Annotated in this window: 23 protein-coding genes; 18 read left to right on the top strand and 5 right to left on the bottom strand. The window is 43.6% G+C overall.

The genetic code is table 11. The features are described from left to right. Positions 1–89: 89 nt before the first annotated feature. The 3 genes from QMK20_RS24945 to QMK20_RS24935 are packed head-to-tail and all read left to right on the top strand — an operon-like array spanning position 90 to position 3600. A complete protein-coding gene (locus QMK20_RS24945; protein ID WP_283653723.1) occupies positions 90–2456 on the top strand; it encodes an ATP-dependent DNA helicase in 2367 nt (788 codons plus the stop codon). Continuing rightward, a complete protein-coding gene (locus tag QMK20_RS24940; RefSeq protein ID WP_283653722.1) occupies positions 2446–2955 on the top strand; it encodes a MarR family winged helix-turn-helix transcriptional regulator in 510 nt (169 codons plus the stop codon). Before QMK20_RS24945 ends, QMK20_RS24940 begins: the two co-directional genes overlap by 11 nt. Before the next feature lie 36 nt (positions 2956–2991). Continuing rightward, complete coding sequence (locus QMK20_RS24935) at positions 2992–3600, top strand: pentapeptide repeat-containing protein (protein ID WP_283653721.1); 609 nt, start codon at positions 2992–2994, stop codon at positions 3598–3600. 140 nt (positions 3601–3740) lie between these two features. Here the strand turns inward: QMK20_RS24935 and QMK20_RS24930 are convergent, their stop codons facing one another. Beyond that, entirely contained in the window at positions 3741–3917 is a 177-nt protein-coding gene (locus QMK20_RS24930; protein WP_082067086.1) for an aspartyl-phosphate phosphatase Spo0E family protein, read from the bottom strand. 208 nt (positions 3918–4125) lie between these two features. Here QMK20_RS24930 and QMK20_RS24925 point away from each other — a divergent pair, with 208 nt between their 5' ends. Next, entirely contained in the window at positions 4126–5082 is a 957-nt protein-coding gene (locus QMK20_RS24925; protein WP_283653720.1) for a nucleoside hydrolase, read from the top strand. A 48-nt stretch (positions 5083–5130) separates the two neighbouring features. Here QMK20_RS24925 and QMK20_RS24920 read toward each other — a convergent pair whose 3' ends face one another. The 4 genes from QMK20_RS24920 to QMK20_RS24905 all read right to left on the bottom strand — a co-directional run bounded on the left by QMK20_RS24920 (position 5131) and on the right by QMK20_RS24905 (position 6734). Then, complete coding sequence (locus QMK20_RS24920) at positions 5131–5328, bottom strand: ATP-binding protein (protein WP_283653719.1); 198 nt, start codon at positions 5326–5328, stop codon at positions 5131–5133. Positions 5329–5369: 41 nt separating this feature from the next. Further along, positions 5370–5780: an IS3 family transposase gene (locus QMK20_RS24915; RefSeq protein WP_404580061.1), complete on the bottom strand. Its 411-nt coding sequence runs from the start codon at positions 5778–5780 to the stop codon at positions 5370–5372. A gap of 214 nt (positions 5781–5994) precedes the next feature. Beyond that, positions 5995–6270, bottom strand: coding sequence for a hypothetical protein (locus QMK20_RS24910; RefSeq protein ID WP_404580060.1), 276 nt, complete (start codon positions 6268–6270; stop codon positions 5995–5997). A 134-nt stretch (positions 6271–6404) separates the two neighbouring features. Further along, positions 6405–6734 carry a DUF4181 domain-containing protein gene (locus QMK20_RS24905; protein WP_283653718.1) on the bottom strand — a complete coding sequence of 110 codons (330 nt, stop codon included), beginning with the start codon at positions 6732–6734 and terminating at the stop codon, positions 6405–6407. A 662-nt stretch (positions 6735–7396) separates the two neighbouring features. Between QMK20_RS24905 and QMK20_RS24900 the strand changes: the two genes are divergently transcribed. The 14 genes from QMK20_RS24900 to QMK20_RS24835 all read left to right on the top strand — a co-directional run bounded on the left by QMK20_RS24900 (position 7397) and on the right by QMK20_RS24835 (position 21602). Continuing rightward, positions 7397–8002 (top strand): hypothetical protein, encoded by a 606-nt coding sequence (locus tag QMK20_RS24900; protein ID WP_283653717.1) that lies wholly within the window; start codon positions 7397–7399, stop codon positions 8000–8002. Beyond that, positions 7986–8504, top strand: coding sequence for a hypothetical protein (locus QMK20_RS24895; protein ID WP_283653716.1), 519 nt, complete (start codon positions 7986–7988; stop codon positions 8502–8504). Before QMK20_RS24900 ends, QMK20_RS24895 begins: the two co-directional genes overlap by 17 nt. Next, entirely contained in the window at positions 8417–8878 is a 462-nt protein-coding gene (locus QMK20_RS24890) for a DUF4280 domain-containing protein (RefSeq protein ID WP_349361885.1), read from the top strand. Before QMK20_RS24895 ends, QMK20_RS24890 begins: the two co-directional genes overlap by 88 nt. 52 nt (positions 8879–8930) lie before the next feature. Beyond that, positions 8931–11795, top strand: coding sequence for a phage baseplate assembly protein V (locus tag QMK20_RS24885; protein ID WP_283653714.1), 2865 nt, complete (start codon positions 8931–8933; stop codon positions 11793–11795). 44 nt (positions 11796–11839) lie between these two features. Continuing rightward, positions 11840–13249: an NADase-type glycan-binding domain-containing protein gene (locus QMK20_RS24880; protein ID WP_283653713.1), complete on the top strand. Its 1410-nt coding sequence runs from the start codon at positions 11840–11842 to the stop codon at positions 13247–13249. A 26-nt stretch (positions 13250–13275) separates the two neighbouring features. Continuing rightward, positions 13276–14628, top strand: a complete 1353-nt coding sequence (locus QMK20_RS24875) for an N-acetylglucosaminidase (protein WP_283653712.1) — start codon at positions 13276–13278, stop codon at positions 14626–14628. A gap of 42 nt (positions 14629–14670) precedes the next feature. Continuing rightward, positions 14671–15720 (top strand): hypothetical protein, encoded by a 1050-nt coding sequence (locus QMK20_RS24870; protein ID WP_283653711.1) that lies wholly within the window; start codon positions 14671–14673, stop codon positions 15718–15720. Between the two features lie 49 nt (positions 15721–15769). Continuing rightward, positions 15770–16927 carry a polysaccharide deacetylase family protein gene (locus tag QMK20_RS24865; protein ID WP_283653710.1) on the top strand — a complete coding sequence of 386 codons (1158 nt, stop codon included), beginning with the start codon at positions 15770–15772 and terminating at the stop codon, positions 16925–16927. Between the two features lie 83 nt (positions 16928–17010). Continuing rightward, entirely contained in the window at positions 17011–17256 is a 246-nt protein-coding gene (locus tag QMK20_RS24860; protein WP_283653709.1) for a hypothetical protein, read from the top strand. Between the two features lie 21 nt (positions 17257–17277). After that, the gene (locus tag QMK20_RS24855) at positions 17278–18672 is read left to right on the top strand and encodes a hypothetical protein (RefSeq protein WP_283653708.1); all 1395 of its coding nucleotides are present in this window, start codon (positions 17278–17280) and stop codon (positions 18670–18672) included. Positions 18673–18700: 28 nt separating this feature from the next. Then, the gene (locus tag QMK20_RS24850) at positions 18701–18847 is read left to right on the top strand and encodes a hypothetical protein (protein ID WP_283653707.1); all 147 of its coding nucleotides are present in this window, start codon (positions 18701–18703) and stop codon (positions 18845–18847) included. A gap of 232 nt (positions 18848–19079) precedes the next feature. Next, positions 19080–19424 (top strand): hypothetical protein, encoded by a 345-nt coding sequence (locus QMK20_RS24845; RefSeq protein ID WP_014278613.1) that lies wholly within the window; start codon positions 19080–19082, stop codon positions 19422–19424. 175 nt (positions 19425–19599) lie between these two features. Then, positions 19600–20673 (top strand): ABC transporter substrate-binding protein, encoded by a 1074-nt coding sequence (locus QMK20_RS24840; RefSeq protein WP_283653706.1) that lies wholly within the window; start codon positions 19600–19602, stop codon positions 20671–20673. After that, entirely contained in the window at positions 20673–21602 is a 930-nt protein-coding gene (locus QMK20_RS24835; protein WP_283653705.1) for a nucleoside hydrolase, read from the top strand. The genes QMK20_RS24840 and QMK20_RS24835 overlap by 1 nt, the downstream gene beginning before the upstream one ends. The last annotated feature ends 21 nt before the right edge of the window (positions 21603–21623 follow it).

The following is a 21623-nucleotide window of genomic DNA, read 5'->3' as shown; positions in this document are numbered from 1 at the left end:
AAAAATAAGTGTGAGTGAATACCAATCGACCATAAACGATGCTTATGACCCTTACGTTTCCTTTATCTTCGTGATAAAGTGAAAGGACTATGATCGGAACGGGTGATCGTATGAAGGAACCAATTAACATATCGGTGCGACCCCTTGTGGAATATGTGCATCGGAGCGGCAGCATTCACGGTGGTTTCCGCTCGAACAGCAGCATGCTGGAAGGAACACGCGTACACCAGCTTATCCAAAAAAGTTATAAGGAGCATGACCGCAAAGAGGTACATTTGCGTACAGAAATTCTATATGAGGGTGCTCTATTTATCGTTGAGGGCCGCTGTGATGGACTGATTGAGCTGGACGGCATATGGACAGTTGATGAAATCAAGTCGGTTTCCATTCCTCTCGAAGATATTCCGGGGGACGGTCAACCTGTGCATTGGGCGCAAGCGTTTCTGTACGCCTATATGATTGCCCGCGAAGAGCAGCGCAATTCCATGCAGGCCCAGCTTACTTATGTACAGGCATACAGCGGAGAAATTCGGCGCTTCAGACGGGAGTTATCCTTTGCAGAGCTGGAGACCTTTGCGCTGAGGATGGTCGAGGGTTATGCGCCGTATGCATTCCTGCTGAGAGCACATGCAGAGAAGCGGGATGCCAGTATTGCAACACTGGCCTTTCCCTTTGACACGTATCGTTCAGGCCAGCGGCCTCTGGCGGGTTCGGTGTACAAGACGATTGCAGAAGGGGTCAATCTGTTTGCTAAAGCGCCTACGGGTATCGGTAAAACGGTATCTACCCTGTTTCCTGCAATCAAGGCCATCGGTGAAGGGCTGGTGAGCCGGGTATATTATGTGACGGCCCGTACCACAACCCGCGCAGCAGCGGAAGAAGCGTATGCCAAAATGCAGGCCCAAGGGCTGCATATGCATGTAGTAACCTTGACGGCGAAGGATAAAATCTGCTTCAAGGATGAAAATGATTGCGATGCCGGAGCATGCAGCATGTGCGAGGGATATTACGACCGGATCAACGGTGCGGTGTCCGATATTTTGGCGAACGAGACGTTGATGACCCGGGCGGTGATTGAGTATTATGCGCGCAAGCATAGGGTATGTCCGTTTGAATTTTCGCTGGACGTGGCATATGCCTCGGAGGGTATAATCAGTGACTATAATTATGTTTTTGATCCGCGTATTTCCTTGAAAAGACTGCTGGAGGAGCACAAGCGAAAAGGTGTTGTGCTGGTGGATGAGGCGCATAATCTGGTGGAACGCGGCCGGGATATGTTTTCGGCGGAAATTTTGAAATCGTCTTTTTTGGAATTGAAAAAAGAATTCAAGCTGCTAAGCCCGGAGATTGCGGGGTCGGCTAGTGCAGTTAACGCGCACATGATTGCATTGCGCAAGCTATACGCGGATACAGGAAAAGCAGTAAATACGGTGGCACCGCATGAGGTGCTGGATCTATTGGCACCTTTTGTAGAGGCAGCCGAACATGAACTGTTAACGGGCGTCGGTAGTACGAGCAGCTCGGGAGCGGCCTATACATTGCTGTTGGATACGTATTTTGCCGCTCAAAACATGCTGCGGATTGCAGCTTTGTACGATGAACGCTACGTCACTTATATTGAGGCGGGACGCAGTGAAGTGCGGGTCAAGCTGTTCTGCCTGGATCCTTCGCATTTGCTGGGACAGGCTGTGAAGGGCTATCGCTCTGCGATTTATTTTTCTGCGACGTTGACGCCGCTTGCGTATTACCGGGACATGCTGGGAGCAAGGGAAGAAGATTACACGTTGCAGGTTCCTTCTCCTTTTCATCAGGAGCAATGGGATGTACGCCTGTTACCACTCTCTATCCGCTATCGGGATCGTGAGCGCTCGAAAGGGGCCATTGCAGATATGCTGGCGGGATTGGCTGAGGAACGTAAAGGGAATATGCTCGTGTTTTTCCCTTCCTATCCGTATCTGCGAGAGGTATATGAGGAATTTATGACCCGGGGCGTGTCCGTGGAAACGCTGGTACAAAGTCCAGGGATGACCGAACCGGAGCGGGATCACTTTCTGGAGGCTTTTCAGCCGGGGCAAGAGCGTACCCTGCTTGGCTTTGCCGTACTGGGAGGCGTGTTTGCGGAAGGCGTTGATTTGCCGGGTGATCGTTTGAACGGAGTCGTAGTTGTTGGTGTCGGGTTGCCGCAAATTGGCGCAGAGCGGGATGTGCTGCGAGATTATTTTTCGGAACAGGGACGGAATGGATTCAACTATGCGTATGTGTATCCGGGGATGAACAAGGTTCTTCAGGCAGGGGGCAGGCTTATCCGCACAGAGCATGACGAAGGCTTGCTGGTGCTGATAGATGACCGGTTTGCCAAGGAGCCGTATGCTTCTTTGCTGCCGGAGGAATGGAGAAGCTATCGTTTGACGGAACAAGCGGGATCAGGGAAGGAATGGACAGGCCATGAATTTTAATTTTCATAATGACTCTATACGCGGGGTACTACGTAGTTTTGGACAAGAGGAAGCAGAAGTGGACAATATGGAGACTTTTGTGACTTTTGCGCGCTTGGCTAACGGTATTTTCAGAGAAATAGATACCGATCTTACCAAGCTGGGAGTCTCTCAGGGCCGAATCATCGTCCTTAGCCTGTTGCATTGCCATACGCTGCACCGGATGACACCATCAGAGCTGTCAGAAAAGGCAGATGTGACGCGGGGAACCATGACGGGGCTAATCGACGGTCTGGAGCGGGATGGAATGATTGAACGGGTGGCTCACGAGAGCGATGGACGAATGGTCACGGTCGGACTAAAGGAGGCAGGACGGGAGCTACTGGTAACGGTCGTGCCTTACTATATGAAGCTGATCCGTGCATGTATGTCCGAGTTTACGACAGAGGATCATGAGATGATGAAGGGCTTGCTCGGTAAAATGAAAAGGGGTTTTGAACGGTCTTTGCCGAAATGCTGAGTTCCTGATATGAGGGATAAGGAATAGGGGGAGAACATGTTTTTTTATACAGATGAGGTCTATGAAGCGCGTGATTTTGGTTCGATGGATGCCCGGGAAGGCGAGTGGAGAAATTGTGAGTTTATCCGCTGTCGCTTTCGGGGGGTGGAGATGAATGAATCTCTTGTTGAAGACTGTACTTTTGTGGACTGTGATTTTACCGGAGCCATCCTGAATGCCTCTCATTACAAGGAGTCTGCCTTTACGAATTGTCTATTTACCAGTGCCAATCTGTTTGTGGCCCGGTTTGATAACTGCAAGCTGGTAGGCTCAGATTTCGCGGGGGCGAATATGGATGGTATCACGATTACAGGCGGAGATTGGTCATACACGAACTTGCGTCATGCAGATTTAAGAAAACAGGATTTGCGAAAAATACGATTCAAGGAAGCTGACTTAACCGAATGTAATCTGGAAAAGGCAGATTTGCGGGAAGCGGATCTTACCCGAGTAAGGCTGCACCGGGCGCAGCTTCAAGGAACGGATCTGCGGGGTGCGAAGATGGATGGCGTGAATTTTAAAGATTTGGATATCACCGGAGCGAAGCTCGATATCCAGCAGGCGGTAGCCGTGGCCCGATCCTATGGAGCGAAGGTGGAAGGGTAAAAGCACGGAGTAAACAAAAAAATTCCTGCTCCAGCGGCAGAACCTGAGGATCAGGGCCGGGACTGGACAGGGAAATGGGTGCTTTATATGTTGAACTGACCCGAGAGGGGGAGGATTGTATGGTGGGGACCAAAGAGGCATTAGCTTTTCTTTTTTCTTTGTTGGGCAAGGACTACATAATGATCCAGACGTTGACTTAGCTCTACAATGGAAGGGTCGGTAAAGGCTTCATGCTGTGCCTTTGTAATAAGCTCGCTGCGCAATTCTTCAATGATGGCAAGCAAACCATCCCCGGCTGCATTCAGATTGGATACCATAGGCTGCACCTTCTTCCCTGCTGCTCATTAGATTATAAAAGTAATTGCATAAAATTTGAATTATACATTAATGGTAAATATAGGTCATTTTTTTATTGATGTAAAGTAGTATAGCACATTTACTCTAGCGAAGTGATCAGGCATAATTAAAGATGATTGCCGATGAGAACATGCCTGTTACGCGGGGATATAAGGAAGGAAGAGACAGATGAGTCAGACAAACGTTTATTTTAATCATGATGGTGGAGTGGATGATCTGGTATCCCTGTTTATGCTGCTTCAGATGGAGCAAGTTCATTTGACCGGAGTATCGGTTATTCCAGCAGATGGTTACCTGGAGCCTGCGACGGATGCCAGCCGTAAAATTATTGATCGTTTTGGCCGAAATAAAGGGCCTGTGGAAGTCGCTAAATCTAATTCACGCGGTAAAAATCCATTTCCTGCCGCTTGGCGTTTACATTCCTTTTATGTAGATGCATTGCCAGTGCTGAATGAATCGGGACAAATGGAAGCGCCGCTTTCAGCTCTGCCGGCTCATCAGCATCTGATCGAAAAGGTACGTGGAGCCGAAGGCAAAACACTGCTCCTGTTCACTGGACCGCTGACCGATCTGGCACGCGCGCTGGATGAGGCACCGGATATTGAAGCGAAAATTGACAAGCTGGTATGGATGGGCGGTACCTTTGAAAAAGGTAATGTAGAGGAGCCTGAGCATGACGGCACAGCAGAATGGAATGTGTTCTGGGATCCGGAAGCAGCATATCGGGTATGGCAAAGCGGCATTACCATTGATCTGGTGGCACTGGAAAGCACAAGCAAAGTGCCATTAACGCCAGCCGTACGCAATCGTTGGGCTGCCGAGCGCCGCTATGAAGGCGTGGATTTCCTGGGCAACTGCTACGCAGGGTGTCCGCCGCTCGTCTATAGCGAGACGAACTCAACCTACTATCTGTGGGATGTGCTGACCACCGCATCGGTGGGACGTCCGGATATTGTAAAGAAAAAAACGGTACATTGCAGCGTCATCGCAGATGGTCCAAGTCAGGGCAGAACCGTGGAACAGGCGGAAGGCCGCCCTGTTAATCTGGTATATGACACGGATCCGGAAGCCTTTTTTACGTACATGGCGGATTTGGCCAAGCTGGCTGCTCCCAAGCGTTATTAGGCCCAGCCCTGCACATATACGTAAGTTTAGAGAGACAATTACTACCTATTAGCAAACATCCATGACATGAAAACCCGTGACGATATCCGTCACGGGTTTTTGTGCCCTTTTAGGCCATGTATGAGTAGAATTCAGCCTCTGCTTTAAGCAAATGCCGGAATGATCATACAATTGGGTAGCAGCAGACAGAGTGACTTCCCCCGCGTTTGTAAACTTCACCGCGTTGTCTACCAAATTGATCAGCATTCGCCTGGTCATACCCCTGTCAAGTAGACAGATGAAAAAAGCTATGCAGCCAGCGCGTGCCGATATTCAATCGGTGCGCGCTGTTTGAGTTTAGCTTGAAACCGTTGGTAGTTATAAAAGTAGATATATTCCTCTACGGCTTGATGGATCTCTGCTTCTGATTTACACTGGTGAAGGTACAACTTCTCTGTCTTGAGATGCGAAAAAAAGGATTCGATGCATGCGTTATCCAGGCAGGTTGCTTTGCGAGAGTGGCTGCCTTTGACGCTGAATGCCTCTAATCGTGTGTTGTACGCCTGAGACGTATATTGGAAGCCTTGGTCCGAATGGAGTACGGCTTCCAAGACGTCTCTTTTTCGTGTCCACTGCTCCACCGTATCCAGGACCAGTTTCACATCGTTACGGTCGGAGATTTGCCAAGCGACAATCTCATTGTTAAAGAGATCCTGGATCGCGGACAGGTAATAAAAATGGGTGCCATCCGAGATATAAGTAATATCGGTGTGCTAAGTGGATGGCTACCATATGCTCCTTGATTTCATGGTCCCGCGTATGGGCTTCAGCTCGTTGCGCGTGTGTATTTCGCCACTTGTAGTAATTGGCCCTGGATAGCCCTGCAATGTTCTAGTAGGCGCGTAATGCCATGGAGGTCACGCAGTTCTTCAATCACTTCGTAGTGATCTTGTAGTCTAAGCTTCGCTCCGTTACCAGATTTGGATATCGCTTTTTTAAGTAGTCCACCTGAGCTTTCAAGTAATCCCGTTCTTCTTTGATACTGGCAAACGCCTTACGGGGGGGACGTCCTTTCATAGGGCTTGAGGAGCCCTTGCGTGTATCGAGTGGCTCTCCATTTCGATACTTTCTTACCCATACTTTGAGCTGGGTGCAGTGCTTAATCCCCAACCTCTCTGCGGCTACTTTATAACTCTCCGCTCCAGCCAGATATGCTTGAAATACCTGTCCCTTTTTGCCAAAAAAATCCCCTCCAAGTTCACTCGTTTCCTCATGTTAACACAAGGTTTTTTTATGAGTGTCTACTTAAAGGGGATATTACCACTAATTGTGCGGTTTTTTTGTTAAATTAAAACGTAAACAATTGTACCAACTACAGATATGGCCATCATCAATAGTGAAATAATATGTTTTTGTGAACTTCGAATATATTTCCATTGGAAGATAGATCGAACACCGAACACTAGAATAAGTAATACGCCAATCCAAACATATTTATAAGGTTCTTTAACAAAAAGAACTGACAAAATTACCACAATACCCCCAATCACAATGAACCACCTGTATGGGATAAAACCATCCGTGTCTGATATCTTCTCATTTGTTTTGCTGATAATTTTATCCAGAACAAATTGAATCACAGCTGCAATAAATAATACAAGAGCAAAACTCATTGGTATCACCTTCTTTTTCCATTTGTTCAACTATACTACACCAATCCAAATTTTTCATGCATCAATAAACATATGATCCAATATTTTCCGGTTCAAGGCTTTCTTTTTTGTATCTCAAGGTCACGTCGCAGCTTGAACGAATCTTTATCAAACGATACAAAAAATTAGCATTTATGGGGTAGTACCAGCGAAGCTGTCACAGCCCGTAAAGTAAACCAGTGAAAAGTTCCGGTTTTTGTTGGTATCGGAACCATAGTTCTGCTTTGCACTCGTTATTCTGGTTCAACGTGGTTTCCAAGGCGCAATTTGAACCACGTAGCTGTCATGAAGTGCAAACATGTGGAAATTGATGGTAAATACTTTGCGGGTGGTGTCACGTTCGCTGGTACTGCCCCTATACATGATTATTTCATTGTAGACCGGGCTTTCTACTTCCATTTACCTATTCGCTTGCGCAAACCTTCATTTCGTAGGTCTAGTGAGGAGGTTTTTTGAGAGGTATAGGGTATACGAATACATATTTATGAAATTATTAAATGATTTTTTTGGTTTTTTATACATTCGTTTGCAATCTTATCATATGAAAAAAGTGTAATTAAATAGGATAATAGGACCAGTAATATCATGTAAATATTCTATATAATAGGTTCAGAGGTGGGATTATGAATAGACTGGAAGCACTAGAACACTTTCAAAAGACCTATGCAGAAGATGTGCTGAATCAGAAATTACACCAAGTAATGTCTTTGTATGAGCAAAGAAAAGACGAGCTCATCTTATCTTTTATTCAATCCTTTCAATTGATCTGCCTGCAAGCCAATTCTACAGAAGTGGCCAAGACAAGGATTGGATACATTACCTATTCAATGAGGCGCACGTATCTGATGGATCGAAACTATAACTATGTCATCGAAGCCTATGATAAAAATTGGTTCTTTGATCCTCAACCTTGTCATGGAACCTATGATGCAGGATGGGCATTTAGCTATCTGGGAGAACTGGAGGATGAATTGAATCAGCTCCGAAAACCCTATATGAATAAGGTTATTCAGCCTGATGTTGAGCGCTTTGCACTTCAGGCTGCAGTGGAATATCATAAATACATTTTGCAATTAGCTAAGGATGCTATTCCACAGGCTATACAACTACCGGAATTCAGGGCTTTGAGGTGCGAAGATGATTTGGAAGTAAGAATAGGGGAGTATAAAGGAATCAGTGAGGCGGTGTATTCAGCAGCATATGGAATATTACATGATTCATCAGGATAACCGTATTACAGAGTATATGCATTCCGAAGAGATGAATCGTAGGCAGCTCTTGGAGTGGGCAGCCAGCGCGGAGGATTCCATTTTACAATTTTATGTTTCGGGTGATGCAGACTATATCGATTTTATTGAGCATCCGGTATCCATAGTTTCAGAGCAGCTAAAGGAAATATTTGATGTATATCAAGCCGGATTAAGCTGGAAGCTGGTTGTTTTTGCCGATATGCAGCGAATGCAGCAAACGAGGTATTGGCTGGCTAATCCGCCTAGCCTTATGTGTTTATCACCACTTAGTGAATATCATAGGGACGGTACACTGAGGAAAATCATTTTAGATGAATATGCAGTGGAGAATCATAAGATATTCAGGATTCAGAATGCCAATCATCATATCATTGTGGATCTTGATGTGGCTGAATGTATTTTAAAGTTCAATTTGGCAGGCTTGAAATTACAAAAGGTCGATACAGAGGGGCCATCTATACAAAGGAGAGTCCAAGAATGAGTGAGAGCTATGTAGTGGATGGGGCACAGATACAGTGTAACTATGGAAGTCATACAGGAAGGTTTAGTGTTTCAGCTAACAGGGGGATTAGCATTGGTGATAAATTACAGGGGAATATTCAAGATTTTCACCCACAGACTCATATCCCTTCATTCGGAATGTGCCGCAGTATGCATAATCCTGCAGTTTCTTCTGCAAACAAAGGTAATTGCGGAAAAATCATTCCGCAGCCCTGCAAACCGAGCGTATCTATGCCTTGGTTGAATGGAAAGAAGGATGTATACGTAGATCAATCTCCGGCTCTTATGAGCTGCTCCACGAACTTATGCATGTGGTGTGGAAAAATTTCATTCACGACAGACGGGCAGGAATAGCTACTGATTGTAAGAAGTGACATCACATGTTAAGACAAATGGGGGGAGTAAGATGGGACTGGCAGGAACTGTGCTGACGTATGGAAATATTAGGGTAAATGCACCGTATGATATTGTCCGGCTGCTGGACTTTGAATTGACACAGAAGGTGAATGAGCACGGCAAGGTGTACATCACTGCTCTCATACCGGATGAGGATCATGCTAAGTATGACGGTTTAGCACATGATAAGGATGTGCTGGAGGTATATGAGACGGATGAAGATCGAGGGATGGTTAGTATTTTTAAAGGAATAGTCACCAATATTAGCATTGGATTCAAAAAAGGCGTATATCACATGTACATAGAGGCTGCCTCTTTTACATATTTGATGGATCAACAACGGAAAAACCGTTCGTTTCAAAACAGTAGCTTGACGTATTACCAATTGTTCCGCGAACTCATAGATGCTTATCCACACGGGGATTTTATTGACCTGACTGACAGCGATAAAAAGCTGGACGGCTTTTCGATTCAGTATGGGGAGAGTGATTGGGAGTTTTTAAAAAGAATGGCCTCTCATCTGCAAACTGGACTGATTGCCGAGATTACATCCGTGTTCCCGAGACTATGGTTGGGCACATCGAAAGATCAGGTGAAAGGTGAACTGCGAAGCATTAACTTTTCCCTCCAAAAAACAAAGTCATGTCCCCAGTATACATATGCTGAAGTGGAGGATACGAAACGTTTTGAACTTGGAGATGTCGTCGTGTTTCAACGAAAGCATTGGGTTATCGATCAGATTCATGCAGAGATGAAGCAAGGTCTTATGACATATGACTACTTTCTCGTTCCGGGAACAGGCATTCCGAGGGAGGTTATATATAATCAACACATACAAGGTACCTCCATTGAAGGGAAAGTCATTGATTTAGATGGTGAAGGAGAGTCGGTTAAACTTCACTTGTCCGTGGATTCTTTGCAGTCCAAAGCTGGGGGTTGCTGGTTTTCTTACCCCACCTTGTATACCGGTGGTGGAATCGGTTGGCACTGCATGCCCGAGCTTGGGGATCATGTCCATTTATATTTTCCGTCCAACAAAGAGCAGGAAGCTCGCGTGGTTCAATCCCTGCGTAAGAGAGACTACAAAGGAGATGAAATCAGCAAGCCAGCAAGAAAGCTGTTTCATACCAAAACTCAAAAAGTGGCGAGATTCGATGATAAAGAAGTAGCTCTCTCCACCCAGAAAGAAAAGATACTTGTACGCTTAAATCCTGCTTCCGGTATTCACGTGTATAGTCATCACGATCTTACCTTTCACGCCGATACAGACTTGGTGCTGCATGGTAAAAAGGTACAGATGACCGCTACTCGCGAAATATCTCTGACGTGCAAAACTAGCTATATCCGAACCGATGGAACGCTTCATATCAAGGCCAGTAAGCTCATAAAAAATCAGGTGCCTGATGCAGAACTGAAAGCCTATAAATCCCTGATTCAAGAATTGAAGGGAAAGGGATATCCGCAATGGGTGCAGGATTTGCTGCTTCAATCTAAAAAGGACTATTACAAAGCCGTGGCAGCAGGTGACAAAAAGGGTGCCAAGGAAGCAGCAGCCAAGGCCAAGCAATTGCGTCAGAAGGTGGCAGAAATAGATCGTATGCCTGCCTGGGCCAGAGCGCAAATGCATGAATACACGTCCCAGTGGTGGGAAGCGCACGGCGCAAATGACAAAGCCAAGCAAAAGCAGATGCATCTTCTCGCCAACCAACTGCGTGACAATGTGCTAATCAACGAGCTGATTCGTGGGCATTCTGCCAGCTCCTATCTCGATGCGAACCGGCTAGAGGAGCTGTCCGGACAATACGCAGATGCGGCCCATAAGCTGACCGTTGCCGATCAAAAGGCCATTGCCAAGGAAGCCGCCGCCCTGCGGAGTAAGTATGGCGTGAACAGCCAGCTTGCGAGAGAGAATTTGAACAAGCTTGCCAAGAAGTATCCAGACAGCTTCTCGTACAAGCTTCCAACAACAGGCGATTGGGATAAGGAGCTTAACGCGGCACTGCAAGATTTTGCGAAAAAATACGGTCTGGAGAATAAGGGCTATGGCCGTGATGTGCTCGCAGTGTATCTGCATCAAGTAGCCAACGGCATTCTTCCATGGCCTAAGGTTAATAAGGCTGCAACGCCGACTGTTCCAATAACGAAAACGGAACCGGGCAAGAAGACGCCGATTACTCCTGAAAAGCCGACGAAGGAAGAACCGAAGCCATTAAATCCTAAGGATTATAAAGATGGATTAGTAGCAGTGAAAAAGATTGAAAATTATATAAGTAATAAAGGCATAAAAGGTAATCAGGCTCAAGCTCTGTATAGAGTAAATGATTACACCAATAACAGTATTATTCAAAAGAAGCTTTCTTCGAACCACAAGGCACCACTTGTGTTCTTCTTTGAAGGAGACGGCTCTTATAGTCATAAACAAGAAGATCACCCGGAAGGTCGGTATGGAGCGATGGCAATTGTGGTGATAGACGGCGAAATTAAATATACAAGCAATAATGCAAGTACACTTCCAGATTATGAAAATGAGGATGCCACGGTAAATGATGGGGTATATGAATTTGTGGGTGGATGGCACAAGATTAATGATCTGAAAAAGAGGTATCCAGCGTTACGCGTTAGAAATGGAGGAGTAGTACCTTCTACGAAAGGTAAAAACAAGAAGCCCCATAATGCAACTGGTATCAACATTCACAAGGGTTTTAACGAAGATCGGTTGCCTAATAAAACTTCAATTGGTTGTATTACGATCCATAAAGACGAGTTTACACAATTTCTTATTGTGCTAGGAGTGGTGAAACATTCTTTAACAGAAGAACCTAATACATCAATTCAGGGGCTGACCATAATTGATCGAAAAGACAGAAAGAAATAGTAGAAGCAATGAAATGGAAAGAAGTATTAGGAGGTAGGGATTGGGTGAGAAAAACAACAATAATATGTTGTTTGGCGTTTTCAATTTTATATGGCTGTGTTCAACATAATAATAGTATAACATCGAGCGAATACAATAAAATTAATACAGATCAGGTAGTAAAACCAACACAGAATAAAAAACAAATAAATTGGATGTGGCTCCAAGGTGAAAATGATAGCGAGTCTTTAGACTATTTGGCGGATATGGAAGACTCCACAGGTAATACCTATATTGTTTTAGATGACATTATAGATGAGTTATATGCAAATAATAAGGAGAGTTTTCCTAAAAGTGAACTGGAGATACACCGAATCTCTGATGATGGCAAAGCCATAGTTTTATACAGAGAAACAAACTATTTGGATTACAGCGCCTTCCTAATCTATGACTTATCCACGTCTAAGAAAATATATCAGTTCAATATACCAAATAGTTACTATGCTGTGGTATCCCCTGATTTAAGTAGATGTATTTATACAAAGAATGGGGCCTTTTATCAATACAGTATTCAGGAACGACTTACTAAAAAGCTCAATATTTTGAGCCATAAAGGTACGAATGATTCTGCTCTTTATGATCATTTTTCTCCAGATAGCAAGAAGCTCTGTATTCAGGATGGTAATAATAACTTAATCATTTTTGATCTACTGAATAATAAAGAAATCAAACGAATCAGCATGGGACAAGAGAATATACAGGTTAAAGAATGGCTTCAGAACGACCTACTGGTCTATACCAACAATAATTCTAACCAGACGTATATTTTGGATTTAAAGAATGATCATAGGAGGTTGTTGGCAAAGACCTCTGAAGCTCCTGTTTTAACATTGGATAGCCGAATAATCGCTTATTTGAACTCGTCGGGAGAAGTAGAACAACGTGATACTCAAACAGGTCTGCTTATAAAATATCCTGATATCATGCATCGGATAGGATTTCCCACCGTTCCTACACAATGGGTACAGACTACAACGGATTTGGTGAAATATCGGAAAAGTATCCCGGCAAAGAAGATTAGCGCATCTTCTATGCTTTCTGACCAAGCAGGAAATTCCTATGCTGCCCGTAACATTATGGATGGAGATGCGAGTACAGCATGGTGTGAAGGGGCTAAGGGAGACGGGATTGGGGAGTGGATTAAGATTGATTTTGGTTCTGTGCAAGAATTGAAAGGTTTCGAACTCATAAATGGCTTGGCTAAGTCATCTGATACTTTCCAAGCAAATAATAGAGTTAAGCGAATGAAACTAGAGTTCTCAAATGGACAGACCATGATGATAGATAACCATTTTATGAGAAACGAATTTATTGATAATCCCGTTCACACCTCATTTGTGAAAATAACGATTGAGGCAGTAGAGAAAGGAAGCAAATATCACGATACATGTATGTCGGAGATACGATTCTTCTAAGTATTCTTAAAAAAAGGAGAAGGCATATGAAATGGAAAGAACCAACGTTTGGTGCAACACCTATGTTGAAAGCTTTAACAACCGCTAATGCACACAGGAAAGCAAAGGCTTTTGATCTTGCGGCAGAACAAAAGAAACAAAAACTGAATTATCCTGACTGGGCCCAAACCTGGATGCGTAAATACAAGGAGGATTGGTATATCGCTAAAGCAAACGGCGACGAGGTCGGGATGCGTAAAGCGCAAAAGCTGGCAGAGGGACTTCGAAGCAAGTTACGTGAAATGGCCACGTTCCCCAAGTGGGCTCAAGAGCAGATGCAAAAAGAAAGCGTCCGCTGGATGGCTGCTGAGGCAAGCGGAAATATCAAGCAAAAGTTAGCCGCTGAGAAGGCGGGACGAGCCATTCGCGAGAAGTTGGGCCTGATCGATACGAGCACTAAAGAACCACCTAAGAAGGATGATTCTAAACCTGCACAGGTACCTTCTGATAAATCAGAAAATGATAGTTTTGAAGCTGAGCTTTCTAAGTTCCCGGAATCATACAGGCCTGCACTATTAAAATTACACAAGCAGCATCCCTCCTGGCGTTTTATAGCGGAAGAAACTAATGTAGATTTTAATAGTTTTCTCAAGGCAGAAATGAAAAATGGATTGGTATGCACTGAAGTGAGCAAATATGGATACTCACCGTCTTGGAGGGATCCAAAGTTTAAATATGATAGAGGATATAATGCTGCTTCTCCTAAGGCAGTTTCATATTATTTAGATCCTCGTAATTTTCTTACCGAGTCTCGTGTATTCCAATTTTTGTCCGGAAAGTATGATAAGAACACCCAAAATAAAGAGGCTGTTAATAAAGTGCTAAGCAAAAGTTTGGCTAATAAAGGGGATGTATTTCTAAAGGCAGGCGGCAATGAGGCGAGTGCAGTATTTTTAGCGGCAAAGGCCATGGTTGAATCGGGAGGCGGAACTTCAACTTTAGGAAAGGGACAGGTCCCGGAATATATCGGTTGGTACAACATGTATGGCATTGGTGCAAACGATGGGAATGCACTCAAAAATGGTGCAAAAAAAGCTAAGTCAGAGAACTGGAATTCTGTCGATAGTGCAATAATCGGCGGAGGTAAATGGATTAATGAAAATTATATTCAAAAAGGGCAAGATACTCTTTATAGCCTAAAGTGGAATGTAAATTCCTTCAGGAACAATGGAACTATTAGTAAGCAGTATGCTACCAATATTATGGATGCATATATAAAATCGGATCGTTTTTCCAAGGGTCTTAAAACTGTGGACGCACCTCTTACTTTTAGGATACCCGTATATAAAAATATGCCTGCAGCTGCTTGCCCTGAACCTACACAGGCTTCATCAAAATAATCGAGTTATTATAAAAATAGGAAATTTGAAAGAAGGGGAAGTGTGATTAATAAAAAGTTATTTGTACTTGTTTTAGTCATTTTAATTTTCAGTGGTTGTGGTGTGAATAAAGAGGTTGAGGTAAAAAGTATTGCTCCTAAATCAGCTACACCAACTATTGTTAGTCCTGAGATAACGAAAGATTCTAGTAAAGCTACTGTGCAAGATTCTGACACATTAGATCAGTTTATAAAGAAAATTCAACCCAAGAATGAGCATCTTCAAAAAATAATAAAAGAAGATTTGGACCGTGATGGAAAGCTGGAATACGTGCTTGCTTTTGGATTAGAAAAAGAGGAAATTTACAACATATTTATAGTCCGGGAGGATGCGGGCTATCACATCATTGCTAAACTAGAGGACCCCGTTATAGTTGTGCATCTAAATACTGATGTGAAAATCATGAAGCTGGATCAAACGGATCAAAAGTTTATCGTTGTATACTCTATAGGCGATGGAGGTGCTTACTCCGAGGGATTCTCCATATATGCCTTGGAAAATAATCATATTAAAAGTATAAATTCTGATTTTCCTAATGCTACTGGGCAAGGGATTCGGACGTTAAAAGATACCGATCATGACGGTGTCTTTGAAAGTGTCGATTATTACGAGTTTAGTGACATTCAGGAGCATACCATCGTAGTCTATCAAAAATATGATGGAACAGGACCAGAAAAAATGGAGCTTTTGTATAAAAATAAAAAGTTTGTATATCCAACCGATCCCAAGGCTGTGATACAAAATTACTTGGAAGTCGATTATCTTATGAAATGGTTTGGCTTACCTTTCCCTGAAATGGACCAGCTCACCGATCTGGCAGCAAGGCAAACATATGATTTTGAGGATGTCATCGATTTTTCCAGTTTAGCATATTTATCTTACTCGGGGTTGGACCTGAGTTATGAAGAGATTAGCGGCGATGAGAACCGAAAAGTATATTTGGTAAAAGATAATTCATTAGAAGAAAGAGCAAAAAAAGAAATTACGTTTACATTAGAAAAACAGTCAGGCAAGTGGAGGATTATGAGTATAGAGATAAACGATAAATTGTAGAGAGCGTGATATCCAGCATGAGTTACTTGAAGTACGGGCGAATTGTTACGTGCTGTTACTACTAATTTCCTGTGTAGTACTGAACGGATGTACGAAGGAAAATGATTCTTCAAAAGCAGCAACAAATCATACGCTTTCTCTCCAAAATGAAGCCAAAATGATTTCCTATTCGAAAAGGCTGGATACGTTGCTAGAGACACTTCATATAATCAGCAATGAGAATATGGATTCTGATGTCAGAGAAAGTAAGCTTCAGGACTTCACACAGGATCTTAATTTGTTGCTAAACGAACCAGAAAGTGTAGAGATGAAGGACGGAGAATTTGCAGAACAGTTTGATAACAAACTTACTGTGATAACGAAAACGTTCCAGTTAAAAAATCAACGGCTAAACGTTAGAGTTGTGAATTATAGAGCACCTAATACGCTAACAGGTACGATCGGAGGTAAATATACATTTGTTCAGTGGTGGAGTGCGAAGCAGCTTGTGCACGCCCAGATGCTTAACGATGATGGGCCAGAATTAACTACGGATTTTGTGGTTCGAGATTCAGACCACGGAATACGGTTGATGTTAGGGGGATATGTTTCAATATATCATCCAGCCCCAGTATTTGTTGCTTTGTGGGAATTGTCTGGGCAAAAGTGGACGCAGGAAAGAATAGTAATAGATAAGATGAAGCTCCCTGATTTGTGGTATTTGAACAAGGATGTGAATGAGCCTATTATTTTCGAGAATCGACAACATGATAGCATGAGTATCGGAGTTTTAGACCACCGCGATGGTTTTTTAATAAACAGTGATCATTCTGATAAGAACATTACCATTGAGTTCTCTAGAAGTGGAGAAGTCTGTATTGATTCTGAACATAGCATCAGCTCAAATGCTCATATTGAACAGCAAAGCTACGAACTCATTCAAGCGAAATATTCGGAACATGGAATCGTGATTAAATACCCTCAAATTACAAAACTCAAGGATACTGCAAAGCAAAAATCTTTAAACCAAATTCTTAAGACCGAAGCGGTAAAAGGATTACACGAACATGTCGATTCTGGTACTGAAGCTCATGTAGAGATTGATTATGAAATTAAACGGCAAAGTGAACGGTTCTTGAGTGTTCAATATACGGGTATTCGTTATGAAGGTTTGTATCCACATATGGATATCCGGAAGGTCTTCGTAAATTCTTTTTCTTCCTTTTAGATGAGCAAGGACATATTATATATCCATTTCCCGAGTTCTACGGGAATCATGAGTGGGTCGCACGTTACGGAGGTGTAGAAGCGGTGGCCTTCAAGGATGTGAATAAGGATGGATTAAAGGATGTTATCATCATTAGTAGTGTGGATAACGGAATTCATGGACCTGGTAGAGTTGATCCATTTCCTATAGCAGGTATCTACTTTCAAAAGAAAAATAAAACTTTTACCACGCTCCCTGCATTGGATCAGGCCATCAACGATCAGGGGCATAATCAAACCATTAAAGATGTCATTCAATACGTAAGCAAACAACGGATAAACGTAAACTAACCGACAAAAAGGGGCAGAGACATGGGATATCCAATCATCAAGTATAACGGAACGGTTTTATCTCTTAAAAATCCGAAAATTAAAGTTGTACAGAAAATGAATGAGCATGTGAAAGTCTTTTTAACGGGTGTGTTAACCGGCACTCAAATGGAAGAGTATACGGATCATATGGAGGCAGGAGCTAAGTTAGTTGTTTCTTACCTGAATGATGATCAGAAACAGATTGTGTTGTTCCGGGGATTAGTCACGCAGTTCAGAATCAAGTTGGTGTCCAATGTAGCTTATTTGGTCGCCGAAGCCCTATCCTATACTAGCCAGCTGGATGAAGTGCCTCATAGACAATCCTTTCAAAATGTAAAAATGAAGCTACAGGCTTTGCTTGAACATGTACTCAAATCATATCCTAAAGCCAATTGTACCAGTCGCTTAAAGGATCAGCTTTTACAGGGATTTACGATGCAATTCGACGAGACGGACTGGTCGTTTCTGAAACGTATAGCGTCTCGGCTTGGTTGGGGACTGATACCTGATCCGATAGGAGAGAACCCTCAGTTTTATTTTGGATTACCCGATGGTGTCCATAAAGGTGAGCTGAAACAGTATAACTACTCTATGACCAGAAAAACCAAACCAGGGGCAAGCAAAGACGACAATCTTTTGTATTATAAAGTGCAAACGACGGGGCCGAAAGATGTCCTGCTACAAATTGGGGCTGAGGTTAAATTCAAAGGGAAAGCTTTATACGTCTTGCAGTCTGTTGCGTTTATACGACACAATTCCTTATGGCATGAATATGTGCTAACCACCTCTGATGGAATGAAGCAGGAACTGATTGTAAACGAGAACATTCGTGGCATATCATTGAAGTCGAAAGTGATTGGAATTGAACAGGATCATGTGAAGGTATTCTTTTATGAAATGGATAAGGTCAAGCCGAACGTTAAGGAAACCTTTGCTTTTCCAACTGCTACATTTTATACATCGGAAGGGAATACGGGATGGTACTGCATGCCGGAGCTTTTTGACTTTGTAGATATCTACTTTCCGACCCATAACGAAAAAGACGCTATTGTAACCCACTCGATCCGAAAGAGATCTAAAGGGGGAGACTTTATTAAGGACCCGTCAACGAAGATATTTATGACTAAGTACCGCAAAGCTATTATATTTGAGAAAAATGAAATTTTAATCACGGGGAATGACGATGAAGTGGTGATTCGACTGCTGGATGACCATGGAATCGAACTGCGGAGTAAAAAGGACATCCGTGTTAAGGCTGACGGCAACTTAGTATTCAATGCGGGTAACACAATACAAGTCACAGCGAAGGATGCCATCGGTTTAAAATGTAAAACAAGTCTGATAGAAATGGATGGTAACATCAAAATGACAGGAGAAAAGATAAAGACGCAATAACTAAATCCATCGTGAGAGGGTAAAGAGTATGGCTAAAGAAACTACAGGAGCAATCGTAAACGAGAAACCGCCTACCCAAGAAGATATGATCCAAGAGTGGAAACGTAAAATAAGCAAAGGCGAATATCCTTTTATTTATGTAATTCAGCATCGTACCAAAAGTGAAGAACGGTAAAATTTATGGCTTAACGTTACTTGCCTATCCAGGGGTTATGATATCTTAGCCGAAAAAAAGTACAAAAATATTCTAAAGCTCTACAATGCTCTACAAAGTTCGACATATTGTTCGCTTTTTCGCATCATATGTTATTATATTAGGGATTTTTATTGCTATTTATCATATATTTATGTATAATCTATCGTGTTGAAAGATTGATTGTACGTAATATGCTGATGAGGGTGGGTTCATGACGCTGCTCGACAGTAATGAAAGCAAGAAGCGGATGTGCCAGATTTACAACGAAATTTCAAAGGAACTGTTCGGCTTCGGCACCACGCTACTGCGGGCCACCGTTGAGAACAACATTGTTACCTTTGTTGCGAAGCACCGGCGTTCTCCACGCTCGGCGGCATTGGAAGTGGAAGCCCCCGGCTTGAAGCTGGAAGTGGATTTCCGAATGTCCATGCTGTATAAGAAGAGACTTCGCGAGAAGCTGATTGAGGATATGGGGCTCGATATTGAAGCTCTACTGCGCGACTATGATTCAGCAACGCAGTGGGCAATCACGAACATCATACTGAAAGAATCCTAATACAATTGGATATTCGGCTTTTCGCTTCGGATCTATCTGAGGGGAGAACCTGTTATAACGCGCAGCGGGATCAGCTTATTCTTTGTTTACGAAGAAAAGTATTCTTGTTTTACAAGAGTACTTTTCTTTTTTGTGTTATCAGGTTCGCAGAATGAATAAATAGGGGGAGTTTCAAATGAAAAAATGGTTTAAAGGGTTCATGGCTTTGACCTTGGCATCTGTTGTGCTTGCAGGTTGCGGCAGCAATGCTACCGGAGGTCAGGAAGATGGGAAAAGCAGCTCGGCTGATGGCAAGAAGAAGCTAATCATTTCCACATGGGGCTTCTCCGAGGACTTTTTTAACAAAGAAGTGTATGAGCCTTTTGAGAAGGAACACAACGTTGATATTGTAGTAGAGATTGGGAATAACGCAGAACGGTTGAACAAAATTAGTCAAGGAAGCACAGACGTCGATCTGATTTATCTGTCTGATTATTATGCCCAACAGGGAATTCAACAGGGTTTGTTTGAAAAGCTGGATCGCAGCAAGGTGCCGAACCTGAATCAAATTTATGATATTGCCAAAGCACCGCTGGGTGAGGAGTATGGCCCTGCTTATACGGTTGGCCGCCTTGGTATTGCTTACAACCCGGAGCTGGTTAAAAAGAATGTGACCTCTTGGGCTGATCTGTGGGGCAGTGAGTTCAAAGGAAACGTGACCCTGCCGAACATTACGGCTACGGCTGGACCGATGGTTGTAGACGCGGCCTCCAAGGTAGCGGGTAGTAAAGATTTTAATGAAGACCAGGCATTCGGGAAACTGAAAGAGCTGAGTCCGAATATTGTTAAGTTTTATAGCAAGACGTCCGAATTCGTCAACATGTTCAGTCAGCAGGAAATCGCGGGCGGACCGATTATGGAGATGTACTTCAAAGATTTGAAAGCAGCAGTGCCTGGAGCCAAATTTGTAGCGCCGAGTGAAGGGGCTTATGCAGTAATGAACACGATCAACGTGGTGAAAGGCTCCGACCAAAAAGAATTGGCTGAGGAATTTATCAACTGGCAGCTAAGCAAGGAAGTTCAAGAAAAGTCCGCCAAGGCGAAGGTTGATTCTCCGGTGAATACGCAGGTGGTGCTGTCCGGTGCGGATACAGAAGGAATTACGTATGGTGCAGATGTGGTCAACAAGCTGACCAAGCTGGATATGAAATTCGTCAATGACCATATCAAGGCATGGACGGATCGCTGGAACCGGGAAGTTGCTCAATAATGAAAAAAGTCATATTAGATGTAGATACTGGTATTGATGATGCGTTGGGTATTTTATTAGCCACCAAAAGCGGCCAGCTGGATGTTACAGCGATTACTACCGTATGCGGTAATGTATCGCTTAAACAGGCAACATTGAACACATGCAAAATCCTCGACCTTTTGGATAGACCGGATATTCCGGTTTATCGGGGGGCCGATGCTCCATTAATCCGTAAAGGATTGCATGAGCACCGTATTCATGGGGAAGACGGTATTGGGGGCGCATTGAGTGGAGTTGTCCCTGCCATTTCGGCGTCTGAAGGTTTTGCGCCGGACATCATCATTGATACAGTCATGGCTCACCCTGGAGAACTGACCCTGGTTTGCACCGGGCCGCTCACGAATCTGGCGTTGGCGCTTCTGAAATGCCCGGAGTTGACGCAATACGTCAATGAGGTCATTTTTATGGGTGGTGTTATTCACGGGTGCGGCAATATTACGCCTGTAGCAGAATATAACATGTATGCTGACCCGGAAGCGGCGCGGATCGTATTTCATGCCGGATTTGGGCGGTTGGTACAGGTGGGACTGGATGTAACACGGAAGGCACTGCTGACGACGGACCATATTGCCCGTCTCACCGATCCGGCGATTCGCAGCTATGTGGCTGAAAGCACAGCCATTTATACCAAGCGTTATGAGGAACGTAACGGAGTAAAAGCGTGTGCGCTTCATGATCCGCTTGCTGTAGGCGTTGCGCTGAATTCGAGGCTGGTGGAAACTTCGCTAATGTATGTCGATGTGGAAACCTCCAGCCGTATATGTGACGGACAAACGGTGGGCGATGTACAGAATCGTCTCAATCATAGCCCGAACATGAACGTGTGCGAACAGGTGGAAAACGAGGCATTTCTGGAACTGTTTATTCAGGTGCTGAACAAGGAATAACATATTGATAACCGCAAGGAG

The organism is Paenibacillus sp. RC334 (assembly GCF_030034735.1).
Taxonomy (GTDB): domain Bacteria; phylum Bacillota; class Bacilli; order Paenibacillales; family Paenibacillaceae; genus Paenibacillus; species Paenibacillus terrae_A.
The sequence above is the reverse complement of the archived record's forward strand: the minus strand, read 5'-3'. Positions and strand labels throughout refer to the sequence as shown.